This window comes from Breoghania sp. JC706, from assembly GCF_037026715.1.
Lineage (GTDB): Bacteria > Pseudomonadota > Alphaproteobacteria > Rhizobiales > Stappiaceae > Breoghania.
On the sequence record NZ_JBANCG010000011.1, the window covers coordinates 100,422 to 123,141 of the forward strand.

Here is a 22,720-nt window from a genome sequence, read left to right on the forward strand (position 1 = left end):
ACGGCCCTCCTCAGGATGACGTTGTGTCCGTTGTTGGTTTTCTCAAGCGCACCAACACGAGAACGTCATCCTGAGGAGGCCTGACAAGGCCGTCTCGAAGGATGGGACACAGGCGAGATCTCCACACCAATCCCCCCTTAACACCTCATAGACAAGGACGCCGTCATGGAACCCCTCGTCTCTATCCGCAATCTCACCGTTGATTTCGATCTCGGCCGCCGCGTGTCTCGGGCGCTGCGCGGGGTGGATCTCACCATCGGGCGCGGCGAGGCGGTGGGGCTCGTGGGCGAGTCCGGCTGCGGCAAGTCCATCACATGGCTCGGCATCCTTGGGCTTCTGAGCAGCCGGGCAAAGGTTCATGGCGAAGCGTGGCTCGACGGCCGCAACCTCGTCGGCGCACCCGTCAGCGAACTCGAACGCGTGCGCGGCAAGCGCATCGCGCTGATCTTTCAGGATCCCTCCTCCAGCCTGAACCCGGTCCACCGCATCGGCCGGCAATTGACCGAGGCGCTGAAGCTCCATCGCGGGCTCTCCGGCACTGACGCCAAAGCCGAGGCCCTGCGGCTTCTCGACCGCGTCGGCATCCCCGCCGCCCGCCAGCGCGTGAACGACTACCCTCACCAGCTTTCCGGCGGCATGAACCAGCGCGTGATGATCGCCATGGCACTCGCCGGCGAACCCGATCTGCTCATCGCAGATGAGCCGACGACCGCGCTCGACGCCACCATCCAGGCCCAGATCCTCGACCTGCTGCGCGAGATCCGGGAAGACAGCAACATGGCGATGGTGCTGATCTCGCACGACCTCGGCGTCGTCGCCGAGAACACCGACCGCGTCGCCGTCATGTATGCCGGCCGCATCGTCGAGCAGGCTCCCCGCGAGCGCCTGTTCGATCGCCCCTTGCATCCCTACACCCGCGGCCTGCTCAACGCGCTGCCGGATATCGAAGGCCCGCGCAAGGCGCTCACAGCCATTCCCGGCTCCGTGCCCGAACCGTGGAACCATCCCGCCGGCTGCCCCTTCGCGCCGCGCTGCGATCACGCCCACTCCGTCTGCCATTCCGAACTGCCGGCACTTGCCCGGCGCGACGGGCATCATCTGGCCGCCTGCCTGCGCGCCGACGATATGTTGAGCCGCATGCGCGATGACCTGTCCGAAGCCGAGCCGGCCCGGAGCTACGCATGAGCCCGCTGCTTCAAGCCAATGACCTTGCTTGCCATTTCTCCGTGCGGCGCGGCGGAGGCTTTCCTACGAAAACCGTCCCGCTAAAGGCCGTCGACGGCGTTTCCTTCAGCCTCGCCCCCGGCCGCACCCTGGCGCTTGTGGGCGAAAGCGGCTGTGGCAAGTCCACCACCGCCAAGGCCGTGCTCGGCCTGACGCCTGCAACCGGCGGCACCGTGCGCTTCAAGGGCGAGGATTTGCCGAAGGAAGGCACGCGCGCATGGCAGCGCTTGCGCCGGGACATGCAGCTCGTCTTTCAGGATCCGCTCGCAGCCCTCGACCGCCGCTTGCCCATCGGCCGCCAGATCGAGGAACCGCTCCATATCCACGGCACGGCCGACAAGACCGAACGACGCGCGACGGTCGCCCGCATCATGGAGGCGATCGGCCTCAAGCCGCATCAGGCCGCGAGCTACCCGCACGAGCTTTCCGGCGGCCAGCGCCAGCGCGCAGTGCTCGCCCGCGCCCTCGTGCTGGAGCCCTCGCTGCTGGTTCTCGACGAGCCGATCTCCGCTCTCGATGTCTCCATCCAGGCGCAGGTGATCAACCTGCTGGTGGAACTTCAGGAACGCCTTGGCGTCGCCTACCTCTTCATCAGCCATGACCTGAAGGTGGTGCGCCAGATCAGCCACGAGGTCGCGGTGATGTATCTCGGCCGCATCGTCGAACATGGCGATCCGGAAACGATCTTCACCGCGCCGGCGCACCCCTATACCCGCGCGCTCGTCTCCGCGATCCCGACGATCAGGACGACGACGCGCGAACGCATCATCCTGTCAGGCGACCCGCCCAACCCGATCGACACGCCGTCGGGCTGTCCCTTCCACCCCCGCTGCACCCACGCCATCGACCGCTGCCGCATTGTGCGCCCGGAACTCGCGCCGACGACCGACGGCCGCACCGTCGCCTGCCATCTGGCACACGCCCCCGACGTGAAGGCGGTGGCATGAGCAGGCTCAACGATACAGGCGTTCAAGACGCATTCCGAAGCCAGGCCCAATCACCTCTCCCGGGGGGAGAGGTCGGCGCGAATGCGCCGGGTGAGGGGTGCCGGACTTTCCGTATCCCTCTGACATCCCGTCCCCTCACCCCAACCCTCTCCCCATGGGAGAGGGGGCTCCCTCACACCGTGCCGCGCCATGAGTGCCTCCCTTACAGAACAGAGGCCCCCACTCGATGATCCGCTTCATCCTCTCGCGCGGCCTGCGCGCCCTGGTGACAATTTTTCTGGTCGTCACCTTCGCCTTCATCGTGCTCAGGCTTTCCGGCGACCCGGCGATGCAGATCCTCTCCGTCGATGCGCCGCCCGAGGCGATCGAGGCGTTTCGCAACGAATGGGGCCTCAATCAGCCGATCTGGCAGCAGTTCCTCGACTATCTCCTCAACGTCCTTCGGGGCAATTTCGGCGACAGCATGCGCGAAGGCCGCCCTGCGATGGACATCGTGCTCGACCATGTCGGCGCGACGTTGATGATCACCCTGCCCGCTCTCGCCCTGAAGATCCTGATTGGCATTCCCGCCGGTATCTACGCAGCCCTTCATCGCAATTCGCTCGCCGACCGGGTCACCATGATGCTCTCGGTCGCGGGATTCACGGTGCCGAGTTTCGTGCTGGCGCTGGTCCTTGTGCTGATCTTCTCCGTTCACCTTGGCTGGCTGCCGTCGACCGGCAACGCCACCTGGAAGCACGCGATCCTGCCCATCATCACGCTTGGCACGGCGGGTGCGGCGATCCTCGCCCGCTTCACCCGCTCCGCCATGCTGGAGGTGCTTGGCCAGTCCTATATCCGCGCGGCCTCCGCCAAGGGTCTCGTCTGGCGTCAGGTCGTCACCGGCCACGCGCTGCCCAATGCCGCCATTCCCACCATCACCATCGTCGGCTTCATGATCGGTTCGCTGATCGCCGGTGCAGTGGTGGTGGAGAGCGTCTTTTCGTGGCCCGGCATCGGCTACCTGCTGATATCGGCGGTCGCCAACCGCGACCTTGCCGTCGTGCAGTCGATCCTGCTGCTCATCGCCGCCTGCATGGTCTGCGCCAACCTCGTCGTCGATCTTCTTTATGGCTGGATCGACCCGCGCGTCCGCCTCAGCGCCGCCCATTGAGGACCATCGGATGACCGACACCACCGCCCCCCTGCCCCAAGCCGATGTTCACGGCGAACCGACCGCGCGAAGCCCGCTTGCCCGCTTCTTCGAGAACTGGCCGCCAAGCGTTCTTCTGGCACTCGGCTGGGTGGCGCTGATGCTCGTCATCGCCATCGGCGCCGACCACATCGCCCCCTATTCTTTCACCGGAATGGATCTGACCTCCCGCCTGTCGCCACCGGTCTTCATGGGCGGATCCTGGTCTCACCTGCTCGGCACGGACGAACTCGGCCGCGACGTCTTCTCCCGGCTTGTCCAGTCGATCCGCATGAGCCTGTTGATCGCCTTCTTCGGCACGCTCATCGCGGCGACGCTCGGTACCTCGCTCGGCTTCCTCGCCGCCCATTTCCGCGGCAAGGTCGAGGCGCTGGTGCTGATGCTGATCGATTTTCAGGCCTCCATGCCGTTCCTCATCATCGCGCTCGCGGTGCTGGCCTTCTTCGGCAATTCGCTGCCGCTCTTCATCGTTCTGATGGGGTTCAACGGCTGGGAGCGCTACGCCCGCATCGCCCGCGGTCTGACGATCTCCGCCCACGAGCAGGGCTACGCGTCGGCCGTGCGCCAGCTCGGCGCCTCGCCCTGGCGCACCTATGGCCACCACATCCTGCCCAACATCGCCTCCACGCTGATCGTCTCCATGACGCTGTCGTTTCCGGAAACGATCCTGATGGAAAGCGGCCTGTCTTTTTTGGGCTTGGGCGTCCAGCCGCCGATGACCTCGCTCGGCAACATGGTCGGTTACGGCCGCGAATATATCACCCGCGCCGCCTGGATCATGCTCTCGCCGGCCCTCGTCATCGTGCTCACGACGCTGTCGATCTCGATGATCGGCGACTGGCTGCGCGACCGCCTCGACCCGACGCTGCAATAGGCCCGACGCTGCAACAGGGAGGATGCCGAGTGCCCCCCATAGCCCCGTCCTCAACCTGACTCTCAACCCGAACTCCCTTCGCTAAAGGCAAGAAACAAATGACGGAAATCGTCTCCCATCGCGGCGGCGCCTGGCTCTGGCCGGAAAACAGCATGATCGCCTTCGAGAACACCACGAAGCTCGACGTCGAGCAGGTGGAATTCGACGTCCACCCGAGCCGCGACGGCAAGCTCGTCGTCATCCACGACCCCACCCTCGAGCGCACCACCTCCGGTTCGGGCCGCGTTTCGGACCACGACTGGGCCGACCTCAGCCAGCTTGTTCTCAAGGGCGCGGACGGCGGACGCATGCTGCTGCTCGACGAGGTCATCGAGATCTTCGCGCCGACCGCCATCAACCTGCGGCTCGAACTCAAGGTCGATGCCGACGGCACCCCCTATCCCGGCCTGCCGGAAAGGGTGGTCGACACGCTGCGGCGCACCGGCATGACGGAGCGCACCGTCGCCACCTCCTTCCAGCTCGGCACCGTCATCGAGCTCGGCCGGGCGGGCCTCGGCGACAATCGCCTTTGGATCCTAGCGCCGAAGGTCATGACCGATATCGGCGGCATCGACGGCGTCCTCGATCTGGCCGAAGCGCGCGGCATCACCCGGCTTGGCATCCGTCAGGACATGCTCACCGAAGCAGATCTCTCGAAAGGCCGCGCGCGCGGCTTCCATATCGGCTGCTGGGCCTGCAACGATCCGTCCGTCATGCGCCGCATGTTCGAGCTTGAGGTCGCCGTCTTCACCACCGACCGGCCCGATCTCGCGATCGCCGTCCGCAATGAAATGCGCAAGGAAGGGGCTGCGGCATGACGATGATCATCGGCCATCGCGGCGCCCGCAATCTCTGGCCCGAGAACAGCTTCACGGGCTTTCGCAATCTGCTTGAGTTTCCCGTCGAGGGCGTCGAGTTCGACGTCCATCTGACGAAGGCCGGCGAGGTGCTCGTGATCCACGACCCGACGCTGGAGCGCACCACCGACGGCACCGGCCGCGTGGCCGATCTCGCGCCCGGCGCCCATCGCTCGGTGACTTTACACGGCTCCGACGGTGACACGATCCCGACCCTCGACGAGGTTCTGGAGATCTTCGCCACGACGGACCATGAGATCCATCTGGAACTGAAGACCGACGCCGACCACCTGCCCTATGCCGGCGGGCTCGAGGAGCGCGTCCTTGAGGCTATCGACCGACACGGCGTCGCGTCCCGCACGGTGGTGACGAGCTTTTCCCATGACGTGCTCGCCCAGTTGAAGGAACTGCGCCCCGACCAGCGCCGCCTTGCCTCCATGCACCTGCCAGAAGCCGAACGGCTGGGCCTTGAGCCGGGGCTGAGGACGCTCCTGGATCTCGCCGACATCATCGCCATCGAGAAGACGCTTCTTGCCGACAACTGGGCGACGATCACCGCGCTTGTGCCCGCCGACCGGCTCGGCGTGTGGACGCCCAATGACGAGGACGAACTCGCCGACTGGCTGTCCCGCCCGTTGCGCCAGGTGACGACGGACCGACCGGACCTCGCGCTGAAACGGCGGTAGGAAGCACTTCGATCACGACTCGGCGAGAAAAGGTCCCCTCTCCCTTTGGGAGAGGGTTAGGGTGAGGGGTGTTGGATCCTCCGTATCCACGATGCTCCGACACCCCTCACCCGGCGCATCCGCGCCGACCTCTCCCCACGGGAGAGGTAATCTGGTGCTCGCTGGGCCGTCTCAGCGTAAACGGGCCCCGGCCCTATCCCTTCAGCCGATACGGCTCGTCGGCCTCCAGATACGCCTCTTCTTCCGGCGAAAGGTCCACCTTCTCCACGCCCGTGACCATCGGGCGCAGGTGCTCGAAGAAGTGGCCGACGGTGAGCAGGTACACGTGCAGCACCACGAAGGACGCGATCAGGTAGCCGGAAATCAGGTGCGCATTGGCGATCAGTTCCAGCTTCAAGGAAGCGTCCGCCGTGCCCGGCTGCCAGAGATTGTAGGTGAGATAGGCAAGCCCGCTCACCCACATGAGCGGGAACAGCACCAGCTTCAGCGAAAGGTAAGCCAGCACCTGCAACGGATTGTGCTTGCGCCAGTATCCCTTGTGATAGGGCGCCGGCTCGCAGCGGAAGACGCCCCAGGCATAGAACCGCACCATCCGCCAAAGGCCGTCCCGCCGGGGCACGTAGTGCTTCCATGTGCCCGTCGTCAGGTGCCAGAAGATCGCGAAGACCCAAAGCACCATCAGCGCCACTGCCGCGATGGTGTGAAGCGTCACCGCCTGCCCGAAATAGAGGAGGTGATGCATCCCGTGCAGCCCCAGCCCCGTGAACATCAGCACGAAGATCAGAAGCGCCTGCGCCCAGTGCCAGAACCGCTCGAAGCGCGTGTAGATGTTGACCAGCCGCTCAGCCATGGTTCGTCCTCCTCCCGCAGCGGATCATCCTCACGCCCATGTGCCCAAGCACGCCGACGACGGCGAGGAACAGGATCGCGAGCCCGATCTTGTTGGCCATCGACATCGGTTCCGAGCCGGGAATGTAGATGCCCTTGATGCCTGCGAGCCGGCCGCCCGGCGAATGACACTCGCCGCACTTCACGGCGTCGTCGGCCGGCGCCACCATGTGCGTGATCGGCCAGTACATGTGCGTGTCGACGAAGCCGAACTCGCCTGAATATGGCTCACCGACATAGTCCATCGCCGCCTTGATCGACTTTGCCCAGTCGAAGTTCGTCCAGAAAGCGCTCGTCGTCTCCGGCCCGTAGACGTGGTTGTAGACGAGGTGGTTGAGCTTCGCGTCGTAAGCCTGCCGCCCGTCCATCCGCTTGAAAGGCCAGATGCGGGCATTCGGGTCGCTGGCCGAACCGGCGATGGAATTGATCTCCACGGTCTTCGTCGGATCGATCGTGTCGGCGGCCGAGGTGTAGCGCACCTCGCCATTGAACCAGGCGTAATGGGGCACGACATTCTCGCCCCACGCAAAATCGCCCTTAGTCGACAGATAGGTGTGCAGCCGCTTGCCGTCGGACTGGACGAACGCGTCCTCGTGATAGGGCTTGCCGTCCTTCAGCTTGCCAGCCGTCGACCAGTCCCAGAAGGTTTTCGTGGCGACGCCGCCGCGCGCGAATTCCGGAATGTGGCAGGTCTGGCAGGCGACCCTGTCTGTGTGATCGTTGAGCTTCGCCGCGATCAGCGACGCGCCCTTGTGCGGCTCCATGCCGTGGCAGGATTCGCAGGTCGCCACATCACGCGGCGCGCCCGGTCGCCCGCCCGTACCCTTGGTGTCCTTGGCCGCGACGTCGTAGCGGCTGCCCGCCGTCTGGTGGCCGTAAGTGACATGGCAGGTGGCGCAGGTGAAATCGCCCCCCTCCTTCGACATGTGAACATCGACGGAGTGATCCGGATCGACCAGCACGGAGGAGAGATCGCCGTGCTTCACGTTATCCCCGCCGCCGCCGTAGAAATGGCACTGGCCGCAATTCTCGCGCCCCGGCAGACCGACGCTTTGTGCCGCTGCGGCGAGATCGACCGGAACCGCCGTGGCCCCGGTGATCGTCTTTGCACCCGCCTCCAGCGGAGCGACCGCCGCCTCCCCCGCCTTATTGTCGAGTTTGGCGTAGGTGCCCTTGTCCGCGTGACAGGCGAGGCAGTCGACCGCCGTCTCGTCGTTGGGCGGCGGCGTCTTCATGCTGTCCCAGCCGTAGCCTGCATGACAGCTCGTGCAGCGCGGTTCGTTGGCAGCGACATTGCCGCAGAACGCGTTGATGACATTGCGCTTGCCGAGCTTCGGGCCGGTGCCGGAATGGGTGTAGTCCCAGGTCCAGTGGAGCGAGCCCATCACCTGTTTGGAGGCTTCCGTGTGGCATTTCAGGCAGGCTTTCGTGACCTCACGCCCGCTTGCGAACGGCTGTTTGAGGATCTCGAAGGTCGAATGATCGGCCGTGCTCTGAGAGGCCTTGACGGGTGGCTTGGCGGCTGAAGGCTCCTGCGCACCGGCTGCCGCGGCCATCAGAATGGCCAGGGTGAAGGCAAGCGCCGCCGCAAGGATCGCGAATGTCCCGTTTCGCGGTTGCGGCGCGGCACAGGTCCGAACCTTCGGCAGTTTCGGCTGCGCCGGTGGCAACGGGAGTTTGTTGTTCATTGGCATCACACCGTCCTGTCGGCCGGCCAGACGTCCGCGCGCGGCGCGTGGCCTGAGGCCGACCGCGCACGTCCATGTCCAGGCAGGCCTTGCGAAAACGGCCAGACGCAACCGTTCTGCAGAGCTCTGCAGGGATGCGTTCCGGCGCTGATAGGCAGGGCTAGTCGCCCGGAGTGGGCTCCAGAAGGGAAACGGGATCGCTGGCCGGAAAGCTCTCGCGCAGCGCCTCGTCGAGGCCTGCCTGCGCGTGCGCACGCGCCTCTGCCCGTCCGAGGTTCGCAACGCGCTCCCTCGTCACGGCACAGGCCGAGTTGCCTTCGGTCCGCACGATCGCCGTCGTACGGCGCACGACGACTTCGCGCGACACCGTTACAGGATCGACCGGACTGCGTGTCTCATGCTCGGCTTTTCTGGTCATGTGTCATCCTCCCCGGATCGACCATGCGGGAAGTTGCCTCCCTTGAGGAAGGTTTCCCGGCACTTTTGAAAAGCAAAGCACGCGCGACAGAACAGCGCATTGAATATTGTCAATTCCGCCGGTGAGCGGGAAGCAACTTGAGCGGGAGAACTTTATCTGGGCGGGCGTAGAACGCGGGTTACACGTGCCTCAAAGACCGACGAGGCGACGCAGGTTCGGCGTGTCGCAGAGGAACTGGTTCGGACGCGGCTCCGAAATGAAGCCCTTGCGCTTCAGTTCCGCCATCGTGCGGCTCGCGGTCTCCGTCGTCAGCCCCAGCAGCGCGCCGAGATCCTCGCGGCTGAACAGCTCGCAGCGCTCGTCCTCTTCCTTTTCCGACAGCCACAGCAGCAGTCGCGCCACCCGGTCGCGGGCCGAGCCGGTGGAGAATTCCGTGATCCAGCGATCGGCAGTGCCCACGGCCTTGTGCCAGCGCGCCATCAACTCGTTGAACAGCCGACTGTTGTTGTGCGAGAGCGTGCGAACCACATCCACTGGCAGGCGACAGACCTCGGTATCGCGCAGCGCCGTGGCGGTGTGCGGATACTCCTCGTCGATCATCGCTTCCAGACCGAACAGATCGGTTTTGCGCAGAAGGCGGACAATGCGCGCCGTGCCGTCCGGCAGATACTGGGTAAGCTTGACGAGCCCGCTGCGGATCGTGAACAGCGTCTGCGCCGGATCGCCCGCATCGTAGATGCGCGCGCCGGCCGAATAGGAGAGCTGATCGATGGGCCGGTGCAGATGGGAGAAATCCTCCTCCGTCAGCCCGGCAAACAGCACGGCGTTGCGCACGACGCAATGCCGGCAATCGGCCACGCCCGTCCAGGCTTCCCCGACCTCCACCCGTTTCACCAAGCAACCCCCTCCGCCTGACCGCCCGCGTATCGCCTGCTACTGTCGCCGGAAGACCTCGTCGGGAGCGCCGCGTCCGGCAATTCGTCCCGCTTCCAGCACGATGACCTCATCCATCAGGTCAAGACACGCGTGACTGTGCGTGATGAGAAGCACCCCGCGTTCGCGCGTTGCCTCCAGCACATTCTCAAGTACCCTTTCCTCGGTCTCCGGGTCCAGCCCTTCCGTCGGCTCGTCGAGAATGAGGAAGGGCGCATCCTTGAGAAGCGCGCGGGCAAGTCCGAGCCGGCGGCCCTCCCCGCCGGACACCTTCGCCCCGTGCGCGCCCACATACGTCTCGAAGCCCTCGGGCTGCGCCTCGATGAACTCCAGAATGCCCGCAAGAGCGCAGGCCTGCTCGATCCGGCCTTGCGAAACTCCGGGTTGCGCGAGACGGAGATTGTCCGCGATCGTTGCGGAAAACAGGTGATCCGACTGCGCCAGAACGGCGATACGGCGGCGCAGGTCGGCGGCCGCAAAGGCCTCCACGCGATGCCCTGCGAACCGGATTTCCCCTTCGCTTGCGGCACGATAGCGCAGGGCCAGTGCAACCAGGCTCGACTTGCCCGACCCGCTCGGCCCGACAATGGCGATGCGCTTTCCCGGCCGAAGCGTGAAGCTCACGTCGCCGACGGCCGGCGCCAGTGCGCCGGGATAGGTGAAGCCGACGTGTGAGAAGGCGAGTTCGCCCGTCTCCGGCACCGTTTCGGGCACATCAGGTTCGGCAACCGGTGGGGGGCGGTCTGCGAGCGAGAAGATGCGGCGTGCGGAGGCGAGGAACCCCGGCAGCGTCTGCAAAGCCACCGGCAACGGCCCCACCGCCTCAAACAGCGCCAACCCCATCAGCGCCAGCATGACGAGATCCGGCCCGGCAAGCCTTCCCGTGGCAAGTCCAGGCCCGCCGATCGCGATCACGGCGACAAGCGCGAGGTTGGCGGCAAGACCGACGCCAGCGGAAGCGAACCCGGCGAGGCTCGCCACCCTGCGCTCGTCCGCGATCAGCGCATCGGATGTATCGAGCACCGCCGCGCGGTGGCGATGGTGCGGATCGTAGATATCGAGTTCGGCGCGTGCCTCCAGATGCTCCACCAGCAGCGCGTTGAGATCGGAGGAATTGGCCGTCACCCGGCGCGACGGGGCGGCGCTGAGCCGGCCGACGGCAAGCGGCAACGCAACGCCCGCAGCAATCGCCAGCACGGCCAGCGCAATAGCGATGCCGATATCGTGCAAGGCAGCGAATGTGATGCCGACGCCGACAACGATGACAGCCGCAACCATCGGCTGGAGGATCCGCAGGAAGGCGAATTCCAGCCGGTCGATATCGCCGCGAAGCCGGGTCATCAGATCGCCGCTGCGCGCATCCTCAAGGGCTGCCGGCGCCAGCGGCTCCAGTCTCCCGAAGAGCCAGGGGCGGAGCCTTGCGACGAATTTCAGCGTCGCCTCGTGACCCACCAGCCGTTCCACGTAGCGCCCGCCCGTGCGCGCGATGGCGAAGGCGCGGATCATCGCGGCGGGCGTGAAATAGTTCATGGAAACGCCGGCAAGCCCCGCCGCCGCCATGGCGGTGATGAACCAGCCCGACGTCGCCATCAGCGCCACATGGGCGAGCGTCGCCATGGCCGACAGGGCGATGGAAAGCGCCATCCAGCCGGCCTGCGGCCGCATCAGCCTGAGAACGCGCAGGAAGTCCTTCACGGGGCGACCTCCTCTTCCTCAATCCGCAGCGCATCCGCGATCCGGCCGGCGCGAAGACCCACCACCCGGTCGGCCTGTTCGATTGTCGCCTTGCGGTGGGCCACCATCAGCGCCGTGCGGCCCGGCAGCAGGCGCTTGATCGCCGCCTGCACCCGCGCCTCGCTCTCAGCATCCAGATGCGCGGTCGGCTCATCGAGAACAATCACCGGCGCATCGCGGTAGAAGGCGCGCGCAAGCGCCAGCCGGTGCGCCTCTCCGCCCGAAAGCCCTGCCCCGCCCTCGCCGACGAAACTGTCGAGACCATGGGGAAGCCGGGCAATCACGTCGGCAAGATCCGCCTGCCGGACGGCTTCCTCCAGCCGGGCGCGGTCGGGCGACGCCTCACCCGGCGCGATGTTGGCGGCAAGCGTGCCTGACAAAATGCGCGGGGCCTGCGGCACATAACCGATCATCCCGCGCCATTCAGCGATATCGAGCGAACCGAGCGCCACGCCGTTGACGAGAACGCGCCCCGACGTCGGTTGAACGAAACCCAGCAGCAGATTGAGAAGACTCGATTTCCCCGCCCCTGACGGTCCCGCAAGCGCGACCGCCTCGCCGGCCGCGACACGGAACGACACTCCGTCAAGCGCGCGCCGCCCATCGGCGAACGTCAGCGTGACGTCCTCAAACGAAAGCGCTATCCGCTCCGGCCGCGGCACCGGTTCGGCCCCACCGGGCTCGGCCAGCGCCGGCACGTCCTCCAGCGCAACGATGCCTTCCGCCGCGCCGATCGCCTCCATGCGCGCGTGATAGGCCGTGCCCATGGAGCGAAGCGGCAGATAGAATTCCGGCGCCAGCAGCAGAATGAACAGCCCCTCGAAATAGCCGATCTCGCTCCACAGCAGACGGAAGCCGATCAGCACGGCAACGATGGCGATGGAGACGGTTGCGAAGAATTCCAACACCAGCGACGACAGGAACGCGATCCTCAGCACCGCCATTGTGTCGCGGCGATAGGCGTCGGCGACCTTCGCCACCTGCTCCGTCATCCGCCGCGCGGCATTGAAGGCCTTCAGCGTCGCAAGGCCCTGTACCGCGTCGAGCAGATGGCCCGACATGCGCTGCAGCCGCCCCCATTGCCGCTGGTTGAGCTTTTCCGCCCCCTCCCCGATCAGGATCATGAAAACCGGAATGAGCGGCGCCGTGACCACGAAGACGACGGCGGATATCCAGTCGAAGGGCAGCACCACGGCGAAGATCGCCAGCGGCAGCAGGCCGGCCATGACGGAGGCTGGAATGTAACGGGAATAGTAGGGCTCGATGGCGCGCACGCCGTCGGCAATCGCCGCGACCGTCTCGCCCGTCTTCAGATCGGCCAGCGCGACCGGTCCGATCCGCTCGACCTGGGACACGAGATGTGCGCGCAAGGTCCGCATGACGGCGGCGGCTGCGGAAAAGGCGAAGCGGTCCGTCGCCCACACGGCCCCGGCCCGGACCACGATGACCGCGGCCAGCAGGACGAGTTCCGTCGTCACGGCGGCGAAGGCGCGCTTCTGGAAGATCAACTCGTCCAGAATGCGCGCCACAAGATAGCTCTGAGCGATGACGGCCAGTCCGGTCGTCACCGCGGATGTGAGCGTCAGGCGAAGATCGCGTTTCGCGGTCTTCTTGAAGCCTTTCAGGAAGGCGCCCAGACGTTTGCGATCGGTAGTAATGTCGATCTCTCCCGACCGTCGGTTCAGGTCTTACGCGCCCTGATCGGACCCGTTGCCATTGCCATTCTTGCGTTCGAAATCATCCTGGAATTCGAACCACATGACATTGATCACGGAGATGCACAAGGCAGCTGTCACGCCAAGGACCCAGGCAAAGTACCACATGATAGCGTTCCTCTTGTTGCCCGATCAGTAGGCGTTGTAGGGGTTGTCTTCGATCTGCTTGACGGAGATCTTTCCCCACATCTGGTAGTAGCACCAGATCGTGTAGAGCAGAACGATCGGCAGGAAGATTACCACCGCCCAGAACATGACCGTCAGCGTCAGGTGGCTGGAAGCCGCGTCCCAGACCGTCAGGCTCGAGCCGGGATTGGTGCTCGACGGCATGACGAAGGGAAAGAGCGACAGGCCCGCCGTCCCGATCACGCCCACCAGCGAGAGCGCGGAGAAGACGAAGCCGAAGCCCGGCCACCGCAGCCGCGACAGCAGCCACACCACCAGCGGCCCGGCAAGGCCCAGCGCCGGCACCGCCATGGTGATCGGCATCTTGGAGTAGATGTCGAACCAGGCGCCCGGCGCCCGGACGACTTCCTTGGCAAGCGGGTTCGACAGTCCGCCGGGATCGCCCATGGAAACGATCCGGTAGCCGTCGATGCCGGCCCACACCCACAGGCCGCCGAGCGCGAACAAAACCGTCACGGCGGGTGCCAGAATGCCGACGGCCGCGCGGGCGCGATCCGCGATCAGACTTTCGGTACGCAGCTGCAGCCAGACCGCCCCATGCATCGCCAGCATGGCGACGGAGAGAAGCCCCGCCAGCAGCGCGAACGGGTTGAGCAGCGGCAGCAGCGCCCACAGGTAGTCGGCGTCGTAGTGCGGCTTCAGGAACGAATCGAGGTGGAACGGCACGCCCTGCAGCAGGTTGCCGAAGGCCACGCCGAAGATCAGCGCTGGCACGAAGCCGCCGACGAACAGACCCCAGTCCCAGGTGTTGCGCCAGCGTGCGTTCTCCAGCTTGGAGCGGTAGTCGAAGCCCACCGGGCGGAAGAACAACGAGGCCAGCACCAGGAACATGGCGAGGTAGAAGCCCGAAAACGCCGCGGCATAGACCGCCGGCCAAGCGGCGAAGATGGCGCCGCCTGCCGTGATGAACCACACCTGGTTGCCGTCCCAGTGCGGGGCGACAGCGTTGATGATGACCCGGCGCTCGGCGTCCTTCTTGCCGAGGAACGGCAGAAGCACACCAACGCCCATGTCCATGCCGTCGGTGACGGCAAATCCGATCAGGAGCGCGCCGACGAGCACCCACCAGATCAGTTTCAAGGTTTCATAGTCGAGCAACATAGCTCGGTCCTTTCATGTATCCGGTTCACTCGGCGGGGTTGAGGCTGAGCGTTTCGCCGCCCGTCTCGTGGTGGTAGCGGCCCGTGTGAAGCGAGCTCGGTCCCAGCCGCGCGAAGCGGAACATCAGGTACATCTCGATGGCCAGCAGCACCGAATAGAAGATCAGGTAGCCGGCGATGGAGGTGATGAGATCGGCAACCGTCAGCGCGGAGGTGGCCAGGAAGGTCGGCAGCACCTCGCCGATGGCCCAGGGCTGGCGCCCGAATTCCGCGACGAACCAGCCGAGTTCGGCGGCCAGCCACGGCAGCGGAATGCACCAGACCAGGATGCGCAACAGCGTGCGGTTCTGCTCGATCCGCCCCCTCGCGAGCTTGTAGAACGAGATCGCGAACAGGATCAGCATGATGAAGCCGAACGCCACCATGATCCGGAAGCTCCAGAACAGGTAGGAGACGTGCGGAATGCTGTCCTTCGCCGCCTGCGCGATCTGCGCATCGGTGGCATCGGCCGGGTTCTCCACGTAGGCCTTCAGCAGCAGGCCGTAGCCGAGATCCGCCTTGTGCTCCTCGAACACCGCCTTGGTCTCGTCGGAGGTGTCACCATTGCGCAGCGCGTTGAGCTTCTCGTAGGCGATGATGCCTGAGCGGATGCGCTCCTCATGGTCCTCGATGAGTTCCTTGATGCCCTGCACCTGCCCGTCGAGTGAGCGGGTCGTGATCAGGCCCATCACCCAGGGGATGGTGATCGCGTTTTCGGTCTCCATCTTCTCCTGGTTCGGCATGCCAAACAGGGTGAAGGCGGCGGGCGCCGGCGCGGTGTCCCACTCGGCCTCGATGGCCGCGAGCTTCACCTTCTGCACGTCGCCGAGTTCGTAGCCGCTTTCGTCGCCGAGAACGATCACCGCAAGCGAGGCGGCAAGGCCGAAGCCGGCGGCAACGGCGAAGGAGCGCTTGGCGAAGGCGAGATCACGTCCTTTCAGGATGTACCAGGCCGAGATGCCTATGACGAACATGGAGGCGGTGACGTAGCCGGCCGCGACCGTGTGAATGAACTTCACCTGGGCGACGGGGTTGAACACCACCTCCCAGAAGCTCGTCATCTCCATGCGCATGGTTTCTGCGGAGAATTCGGAACCGACGGGGTTTTGCATCCAGGCGTTGGCGACCAGGATCCACAGCGCGGAAAGGTTCGTGCCCACGGCAACCAGCACAACCACGCCGAGATACTGAACCTTGCCGAGCCTGTCGCGGCCCAGAAGCATCAGGCCGACGAAGGTCGATTCCAGGAAGAAGGCCATCAGGCCCTCGATTGCCAGCGGTGCGCCGAACACATCGCCCACATAGTGCGAATAGTACGCCCAGTTCGTGCCGAACTGGAACTCCATGGTCAGGCCGGTGGTGACGCCGAGCGCGAAGTTGATGGCGAACAGCTTGGTCCAGAACCGCGACATGTCGCGGTAGATTTCCTTGCCGGTCATCACGTAGACCGCTTCCATGATGACCAGGATCCAGGTCATGCCTAGCGTCAGCGGTACGAAGAGGAAGTGGTAGAGTGCCACGGCGGCGAATTGCCATCGGGACAACTCCACGAAGGTGGGATCGATCATATTACGGCTCCCTTCCGGACGCGCGTCACCGATCGTAAGCGCGCGCGCCATACGTGCGAACAAGGCAATTTGCGTGTTACGTTAAGTCATTGATTGGGATTGATATTATTCTAATTCGACGGAGGTGGGCCCACCATAGACCCCGCTTTTGGGCTGTCGTGTGAAAAATTCCGCGTCATAAGGCCGCGCGTCCACATCTCCATTGTCGTGTTCGCGACCGGCATCGGAGTCTCCAGAAAACTCACCACAAACCGGTCACCGACATCCGCGATCCCGATCGAGCGCGGCCTGAGCGCCAGTATCTCCGGCTGGGGAATTGCAACTCCAAAGCACACCACGACGTTCACCGCGCCGACGATCTCCGGCGCGATCTCTCCGTCGGCGAGTCCTTTCGTGTGAGCATAGTGATCGAAGACGCCGATGAGGCGCGCGACCGGATGCGCCTCGACCAGCCTCACGAAGTAGGCGACGACATCATCGAGGGTCGGAAAGCCGCAATCGGACTTGTCGACCTTCGCGATAAAGACGGGAAATCTCTCGTGGATGATGATCTGGTGCATCGGGCATCCGTGAGCCGGATCGGACAGGGTGGGACGCAGCCCGCCCGCGCCGTCACGATGGCCCGTTGGAGAGATTTCGGACTTCGTGCTCACTCCCGGTGGCGCAGGCGGAGCGTGCCTTTCTTCTCGCGCCAAACTGACGTTGTGTCATTGCGCATCCGCAATGGCTTGCGCGCGCAAGAGAATGATAACGCAGCGATCGCCTGAAGGCGCCCCGGCACTTTCCACCGTCATTGCCCGGCGAAGTCCGGGCAATCCATCATGGCAGCAGCAAATGGTGGGCCCAGATGGATCCCCCGGACTTCGCCGGGGGATGACAACGGGGAGACTGCAGAGCCCCGCCCCCGCCCCTACCGGAACAGCAACACCGGCACCTTGCAGGAGCGCATCATCTCCGTCGTGGTGGAGCCGATGATCAGCGTGCGGATGCGCGAGTGGCCGTAGGCGCCCATGATGAGGAGGTCGAAGCCCTCGCGCTCGCCCTTCTCCGCGATCACCGTTTCCGGCTGGCCGGCGCGGATCTCGGCGTCGGCCTCAAGCCCGCCGGCCCTCAGCATCGCCAGGGCGTCGTCGACCTTGCGCCGCGCCTCCGGCGTCTCGGAGCCCACCATCAGTAGGCTGATCTTCAGGCCCTGAAACAGCGGATCGCGCGAGACGTGATCCACCGCCTTCAACGCCGAGGGCCCACCGTCAAAGGCGATCAATACGCTCTCGATTGGCTTGAAGGCACGGGCGGCCACCAGCAGCGGGCGATGAACCGAGCGGGCGATCCGCTCCAGGTTGGAACCCAGGTGCAGCTTGGCGAAATCCGCAGCCTCGCCGCGCTTTCCCACCGCCACGAGCGCGGCCGCGCCCTCCAGTTCGTTCACCGTCTCCACAATGTCGCCGTGGCGCAGCAGCGTGGTGACGTTCTCCGCGCCCGCTGCCTGCACGATGGCCTTCGCGTCCTCCAGGATCGCCCGGCCGCGCTGGCGCGCGAGCTTCGCCCGCTGCTCGTCCAGCTCGCTCAGCTCCTTCAGCAGCGCAGTGCGCGCGCCCAGCACCAGATTGCCGCTCAGATCCGTCGGCGCCGGTGCTTCCCGGCGGTCCAGCACGTGCAGCAGCGTGATCGCCGCGCCCGTGCGCGAAGCCACCCAGGCCGCGTGCTCGCACACGCTCCGGGCATAAAGCGAGCCGTCGACCAGAACGATGATCCCGTCAGCCATGGCGTTTCCCGTTCCCTCTTCGTCTTGCATTGCGGACCCTGAGCGCACTCAGTGGCCCATCAGCTTTTCCAGCGCACCCGGCTTGTCGTGGATTGCCAGCCTGTCGACGATCGTCTCGCTCGCCTCGTTGAGGCCGCGGATCTCGACCTCCGCTCCCTCGCGACGGAACTTGAGCACGACCATGTCAAGCGCCGCAACCGACGAGATGTCCCAGATATGCGCATGGGCGACATCGATCACCACGCGCTCCAGCACCTCCTTGAAGTCGAAGGCGGCGCCGAAATCCTCCACGGAAGCGAAGAACAGCTGGCCCTGCACCTCGTAGGTGCGCTCCAGTCCGTCTTCCGACAGCGTCGAGGAGACGCGGAAGATCTGCGCGATCTTGGCGGAGAAGAAGATGCCGGACAACAGCACGCCCGCCAGCACGCCGATGGCGAGATTGTGGGTCGCGACCACGCAGGCCACCGTCACCAGCATGACGGCGGAGGACGAGCGCGGATGGTCCTTCAGGTTCCGGATGGAGGACCACGAGAACGTACCGACCGACACCATGATCATGATCGCTACCAGCGCCGCCATCGGGATCTGGCGCACCCAGTCGCCGAGGATCACGATCATGAACAAGAGGAAGATGCCGGCGCAGAAGGTCGAAAGCCGTCCGCGCCCGCCCGACTTCACGTTGATCATCGACTGGCCGATCATCGCACAACCCGCCATGCCGCCGATGAAGCCGGTGGCGATGTTGCCGCAGCCCTGACCGATGCATTCGCGATTCTTGTCAGACGGCGTGTCGGTCAGATCGTCGATGATCGAGGCGGTCATCAGCGATTCCAGCAGCCCCACCGCCGCCACACCCGCAGAATAGGGCAGGATGATCTGCAACGTTTCCAGATTGAAGGGAATGTCCGGGATCAGGAAGACGGGAAAGGTGGAGGGCAACTCGCCCATGTCGCCCACGGTGCGCAGGTCGAGGCCCATCGCGATGGAGATCGTGGTCAGCACGAGGATGCAGATGAGCGGCGACGGCACGGCCTTCGTGACATAGGGAAACAGATAGATGATCGCCAGCCCCGCCGCGACGAACACATATGTCAGCGGCGGCACGTCGATGAGTTCGGGCAGCTGCGCCATGAAGATCAGGATGGCGAGCGCGTTGACGAAGCCGGTCATCACCGAGCGCGAGACGAAGCGCATTGCCCGGCCGAGCTTCAACACCCCCGCCCCCACCTGCAGCACGCCGGCCAGAATCGAGGCCGCCATCAGGTATTGCAGCCCGTGATCGCGCACAAGCGTCACCATCAGCACGGCAGTCGCGGCGGTGGCGGCCGAAATCATGCCCGGCCGCCCGCCGGTGATCGCCACGACAACCGCGATGCAGAAGGACGCATAGAGCCCGACCTTGGGATCGACGCCCGCGATGATGGAAAAGGCGATGGCCTCGGGGATCAGCGCAAGCGCGACGACGAGGCCCGCGAGCACATCGCCGCGGACGTTGCCGAACCATTGCTGGCGGTAGAGCGTGAGGGCGTTCATGAGGCTTCCGAGGAACTTCTGCTGGAATTGCGAGGGCGGGCCTTGAGCCGAAAGGCAGGCACGAGAGGGCCGGGCCCTCACCCGATGAAAAACGGCCCGCGCCGATACGCGAGCCGTTGATGCGCCCCAAGTTGCAGGATTCAGGCCAAAGATCAATTGAAAAGAGCGGCAAACGGCCGCGCCGTGCGACAGAAAACTGGCATTCTCCCGCACTGCAAACGCCGTTCCGAAACGCGAACTCTGCTCATGCAGCGCGACTGCCGTCAGCGCGACATCGCAATGCCCGCCAAAGCACAAATCGCTTAAGCGCGCAGATCCTCATACGAGACCATGACGTGATCCCGATAGGCGGGACGTTCCGTCAGACGGGCATAATAGCTCTCTAGGTTTGGCAGCGGCTTGCGCTCGATGTCGATATCGAAATAGCGGTAAAGCACGTGGCCGAACTGGATGTCGGCGAGCGTGAAATCGTCTCCGGCAAGAAAGCCGTGGATCCCGAGCCGGGCCTCCGCGATATCGAGCTTGCGTTCCAGAGCGTCAAGACCGGCGCGGATCCTGACCGGATCGCGTTGCTGCGCCGGAGTGCGCACGACCTGCCAGAAAACCGGAGCGGTGAAACCAAGCGCGATGTTGATCTTCGACCATTCCGCCCAGCGATCCACCTCGGTGCGCGCCAGAAGCTCCTCGGGCCAGAACGGGGCTGAGCCATAGGCGCCCGCCAGATATCGCAGAATGCATCCGCTTTCCCAAAGCGGCGGATTGGTGCCGTCCTGAAGCACAGGCACCGTCCGGTTCGGATTGAGAGCGAAAAACGCGTCCGTGTCGGTACCGCCGAATTTGTGGCCGACATCGTGGCGGACGTAATCGAGCCCGAGTTCGGCGATACACCACATTACCGCCTGAACATTGGAAGAGGTCTTGCGGCCCCAGACTGTCAACATGGCCCACTCTTTCGCAAATTAAATCCCGGCACCGCGTCTACCACCCTCGCGCCGGCCGAACAATCGCGCGCGACAAGAGGGCCATCCGAAAGCGATCTCGACGCGCAAACGAAGCGCCACCCCGCAGCGACGACCATGTTGAATCTCCCCGGACGGATGCCATCCGCTCTGTGCCGCGAACGTTGCCGAACCGTTGCTGGCGGCAGAGCGCGAGGGCATCCATGAGCGTTCCGACGGACTTCTTCGGGAATTTCGATGGGCGGGCCTGGAGCCGAAAGGCAGGCACGTCAGCCCTTTCCCCGCGCGCGAAGTCCGCGATCCCCGCCCTTACGGCAACAGAACGACGCTCCCGGTCAGGCGCCCCGCCTCCAGATCGCTCTGCGCCCGGGCCGCCTCCGCAAGCGGGTATGTCCCGGCAAGATCGGTCACGATGCCCGCCCTGAACGCCTCGATGACCGCAGCGCTGGCCGCGCGGTAGCGCTGCGGATCGGACGCATAGGCCATGACGCTCGGCTTCGCCAGACAGGCGTTTCCCAATTCGTCAATGGCGACCGGCGGCACGCCCCCTGCAACCCAGCCGATACTGGCGACCATCCCGAACGGGCGAACGCATTTGAGCGACTTTCGCAGCATGTCGCCGCCAATACCGTCGATGACGAAATCGACGCCCTCCCCCCCGGTGAGACGCGCCACCTCCGCAACGATATCCGCATCCCGCCCGACGATGACATGATCGGCGCCGTTCGCAATGGCCGTTGCCGCCTTCGCCTCGGAGCTCGCCGTTCCGATCACCTGCGCCTCCATCCGCTTCGCCCAGCGCGTCAGCACGATGCCGAGCCGGCCGCCGCCGCATGGACAAGCAGCCGCGACGCGGATCCGACCGGAAAGCTCACGCTCAGCAGCATATGCGCCGTCAGTCCACGCAGCATCGAAGATGCCGCGGTCTCGAACGAGACGTCGTCCGGCAAAGGCACCACGCGCCACGCCGGCAGCAGCCGGGTTGCAGCGTAACCGCCCGGCGCGCCCGCATAAGCGACCCGATCGCCGACCCGCACGGTTCTGACATTAGCCCCCACCGCTTCCACGATTCCCGCCCCTTCCACACCCGGAACCCGCGGATCAGGCAACGGATAAAGCCCGCGCCGATGGTAGATGTCGATGAAGCTCACGCCGACAGCATGCTGGCGCAGACGGATCTCGTCAGGCCCGGGTAACGGCAGGCTCGTCTCAAAGGCCTTGAGCACGTCTGCGTCACCCGTTGCCGTCATGCGAATTTCGATGGTCATGATCTCAGTCTCCATGTGGGAGACAGAGATTGGCACCGGAGCGCTTGTGAGAATATTCCCTTTATTTCCCCATTTAATGTGAGATTATTGACAGATGGATTGGGAAAATCTCCGCCACTTTTCCGCGTTCGCGCGCTGGGGCAGCCTGGCGGCGGCGGCGCGCGCGCTTGGCGTTGAACACGCGACCGTCGCGCGCCGTATCGCAGCACTGGAGGCGCATCTCGACCTCCGGCTCGTCGACCGGCGCGGCCGGCGGCTGACACTTACGCCTGACGGGGAACGGATCGCGGCGACGGCAGGGCTGATCGAGGCCGAGGTTCAGGCCGTTGAGCGGACGGCGGCGGGAGCGCGCGCGACGCTGAGCGGCGAAGTCGTGATCAGCGCCCCGCCTTCCTATGCCGCAACCCGGCTTGTCGCACCGCTTGCGGCCCTGCGCAAGCGTCACCCGGCTCTCTCGGTCCGCCTCATCGGCGAAAGCCGCAGCGCGGCCCTTGAGCGCCGCGAGGCGGATATAGCTATCCGCCTCAGCCGTTCGCAGGAAGGCGAACTGACGATTATGAAGCTTGGCGTGATGACCTTCTACGCCTACGCAAATCCGGATTATCTCAATGCTACGCCGGACGCGGAACGCAGCTTCATCGGCTATGACGATGGCCTGATGGAACAAGCGCCACAACAGGTGCGACTGCGTGAGATCGCGAATGGCCGACCGATCGCCTTCACGGCAAGCACGGCCGAAATCCAGCTTGCCGCTGCTCAGGCGGGTGCCGGCATCGCCGTTCTGCCTGATTTCATGGTGCAGGACGATCCCACCCTTGTGGCAATGGAAGCCTACGGCGCGATCGTCCGACGCGACATCTGGCTCGCTATCCATTCCGACATGAAGTCTGTTCCGCGCATCCGCGCGACAATAGAGATCCTTCGGCACGGCCTGCGTAACACCAGCGGAGACTGACAAGAGCAGTCTTATGCCGTCCATGGCAGGCGGTCGGACGACCGTTCCGGTGGGGTGCCGGTCGCAGGACCGGGATCAATCTGTCCCGCCAGAGAAATCTCTCGAACGCGCAGGGACGCGCTCCCGCGCCCAACGTTCACGCAAGTGACATG

At 65.0% G+C, this 22,720-nt stretch carries 20 protein-coding genes and 1 pseudogene; 7 read left to right on the plus strand and 14 right to left on the minus strand.

Going from position 1 to position 22,720, the window contains the following annotated elements:
- Positions 1-165 precede the first annotated feature (165 nt).
- The 6 genes from V2L18_RS20545 (at position 166) to V2L18_RS20570 (ending at position 5,819) form a co-directional block, all read left to right on the plus strand.
- Positions 166-1,185 carry an ABC transporter ATP-binding protein gene (locus V2L18_RS20545; protein WP_336180208.1) on the plus strand — a complete coding sequence of 340 codons (1,020 nt, stop codon included), beginning with the start codon at positions 166-168 and terminating at the stop codon, positions 1,183-1,185.
- Positions 1,182-2,171 (plus strand): oligopeptide/dipeptide ABC transporter ATP-binding protein, encoded by a 990-nt coding sequence (locus V2L18_RS20550; RefSeq protein WP_336180209.1) that lies wholly within the window; start codon positions 1,182-1,184, stop codon positions 2,169-2,171. The genes V2L18_RS20545 and V2L18_RS20550 overlap by 4 nt, the downstream gene beginning before the upstream one ends.
- A 226-nt stretch (positions 2,172-2,397) precedes the next feature.
- Positions 2,398-3,324: an ABC transporter permease gene (locus V2L18_RS20555; RefSeq protein ID WP_336180210.1), complete on the plus strand. Its 927-nt coding sequence runs from the start codon at positions 2,398-2,400 to the stop codon at positions 3,322-3,324.
- A gap of 10 nt (positions 3,325-3,334) precedes the next feature.
- Positions 3,335-4,237 carry an ABC transporter permease gene (locus V2L18_RS20560; RefSeq protein WP_336180211.1) on the plus strand — a complete coding sequence of 301 codons (903 nt, stop codon included), beginning with the start codon at positions 3,335-3,337 and terminating at the stop codon, positions 4,235-4,237.
- Positions 4,238-4,335: 98 nt separating this feature from the next.
- Positions 4,336-5,094 (plus strand): glycerophosphodiester phosphodiesterase family protein, encoded by a 759-nt coding sequence (locus tag V2L18_RS20565; protein WP_336180212.1) that lies wholly within the window; start codon positions 4,336-4,338, stop codon positions 5,092-5,094.
- Positions 5,091-5,819 carry a glycerophosphodiester phosphodiesterase family protein gene (locus tag V2L18_RS20570; protein ID WP_336180213.1) on the plus strand — a complete coding sequence of 243 codons (729 nt, stop codon included), beginning with the start codon at positions 5,091-5,093 and terminating at the stop codon, positions 5,817-5,819. Before V2L18_RS20565 ends, V2L18_RS20570 begins: the two co-directional genes overlap by 4 nt.
- A 193-nt stretch (positions 5,820-6,012) precedes the next feature.
- On the opposite strand, the gene V2L18_RS20575 is transcribed toward V2L18_RS20570, so the two are convergent.
- The 14 genes and pseudogenes from V2L18_RS20575 to V2L18_RS20640 all read right to left on the minus strand — a co-directional run bounded on the left by V2L18_RS20575 (position 6,013) and on the right by V2L18_RS20640 (position 21,613).
- Complete coding sequence (locus V2L18_RS20575; protein ID WP_336180214.1) at positions 6,013-6,669, minus strand: cytochrome b/b6 domain-containing protein; 657 nt, start codon at positions 6,667-6,669, stop codon at positions 6,013-6,015.
- Positions 6,662-8,395, minus strand: coding sequence for a tetrathionate reductase family octaheme c-type cytochrome (locus V2L18_RS20580; RefSeq protein WP_336180215.1), 1,734 nt, complete (start codon positions 8,393-8,395; stop codon positions 6,662-6,664). Before V2L18_RS20580 ends, V2L18_RS20575 begins: the two co-directional genes overlap by 8 nt.
- A 160-nt stretch (positions 8,396-8,555) precedes the next feature.
- Positions 8,556-8,813: a hypothetical protein gene (locus tag V2L18_RS20585; RefSeq protein WP_336180216.1), complete on the minus strand. Its 258-nt coding sequence runs from the start codon at positions 8,811-8,813 to the stop codon at positions 8,556-8,558.
- Between the two features lie 189 nt (positions 8,814-9,002).
- Positions 9,003-9,707 (minus strand): Crp/Fnr family transcriptional regulator, encoded by a 705-nt coding sequence (locus tag V2L18_RS20590; RefSeq protein WP_336180217.1) that lies wholly within the window; start codon positions 9,705-9,707, stop codon positions 9,003-9,005.
- Between the two features lie 39 nt (positions 9,708-9,746).
- Positions 9,747-11,441: a thiol reductant ABC exporter subunit CydC gene (gene cydC, locus V2L18_RS20595; protein WP_336180218.1), complete on the minus strand. Its 1,695-nt coding sequence runs from the start codon at positions 11,439-11,441 to the stop codon at positions 9,747-9,749.
- Positions 11,438-13,165, minus strand: coding sequence for a thiol reductant ABC exporter subunit CydD (cydD, locus tag V2L18_RS20600; protein WP_336180249.1), 1,728 nt, complete (start codon positions 13,163-13,165; stop codon positions 11,438-11,440). Before cydD ends, cydC begins: the two co-directional genes overlap by 4 nt.
- A gap of 3 nt (positions 13,166-13,168) precedes the next feature.
- Positions 13,169-13,303, minus strand: coding sequence for a cytochrome bd-I oxidase subunit CydX (gene cydX / locus V2L18_RS20605; RefSeq protein WP_336180219.1), 135 nt, complete (start codon positions 13,301-13,303; stop codon positions 13,169-13,171).
- A 24-nt stretch (positions 13,304-13,327) separates the two neighbouring features.
- Positions 13,328-14,482, minus strand: coding sequence for a cytochrome d ubiquinol oxidase subunit II (gene cydB, locus V2L18_RS20610; protein ID WP_336180220.1), 1,155 nt, complete (start codon positions 14,480-14,482; stop codon positions 13,328-13,330).
- Between the two features lie 25 nt (positions 14,483-14,507).
- Positions 14,508-16,088, minus strand: coding sequence for a cytochrome ubiquinol oxidase subunit I (locus tag V2L18_RS20615; RefSeq protein ID WP_346433433.1), 1,581 nt, complete (start codon positions 16,086-16,088; stop codon positions 14,508-14,510).
- A 110-nt stretch (positions 16,089-16,198) separates the two neighbouring features.
- On the minus strand, positions 16,199-16,648 hold the full coding sequence (locus V2L18_RS20620) for a DUF6858 family protein (protein ID WP_336180221.1): 450 nt from the start codon (positions 16,646-16,648) through the stop codon (positions 16,199-16,201).
- Positions 16,649-16,998: 350 nt separating this feature from the next.
- Positions 16,999-17,853 carry a universal stress protein gene (locus V2L18_RS20625; protein WP_336180222.1) on the minus strand — a complete coding sequence of 285 codons (855 nt, stop codon included), beginning with the start codon at positions 17,851-17,853 and terminating at the stop codon, positions 16,999-17,001.
- A 48-nt stretch (positions 17,854-17,901) separates the two neighbouring features.
- Positions 17,902-19,386, minus strand: coding sequence for a SulP family inorganic anion transporter (locus V2L18_RS20630; protein WP_336180223.1), 1,485 nt, complete (start codon positions 19,384-19,386; stop codon positions 17,902-17,904).
- 302 nt (positions 19,387-19,688) lie between these two features.
- Positions 19,689-20,327, minus strand: coding sequence for a glutathione S-transferase family protein (locus tag V2L18_RS20635; protein ID WP_336180224.1), 639 nt, complete (start codon positions 20,325-20,327; stop codon positions 19,689-19,691).
- 327 nt (positions 20,328-20,654) lie between these two features.
- Positions 20,655-21,613, minus strand: a pseudogene (locus tag V2L18_RS20640) (quinone oxidoreductase).
- A gap of 94 nt (positions 21,614-21,707) precedes the next feature.
- Here V2L18_RS20640 and V2L18_RS20645 point away from each other — a divergent pair.
- The gene (locus tag V2L18_RS20645; protein WP_336180225.1) at positions 21,708-22,568 is read left to right on the plus strand and encodes a LysR family transcriptional regulator; all 861 of its coding nucleotides are present in this window, start codon (positions 21,708-21,710) and stop codon (positions 22,566-22,568) included.
- Positions 22,569-22,720 lie beyond the last annotated feature (152 nt).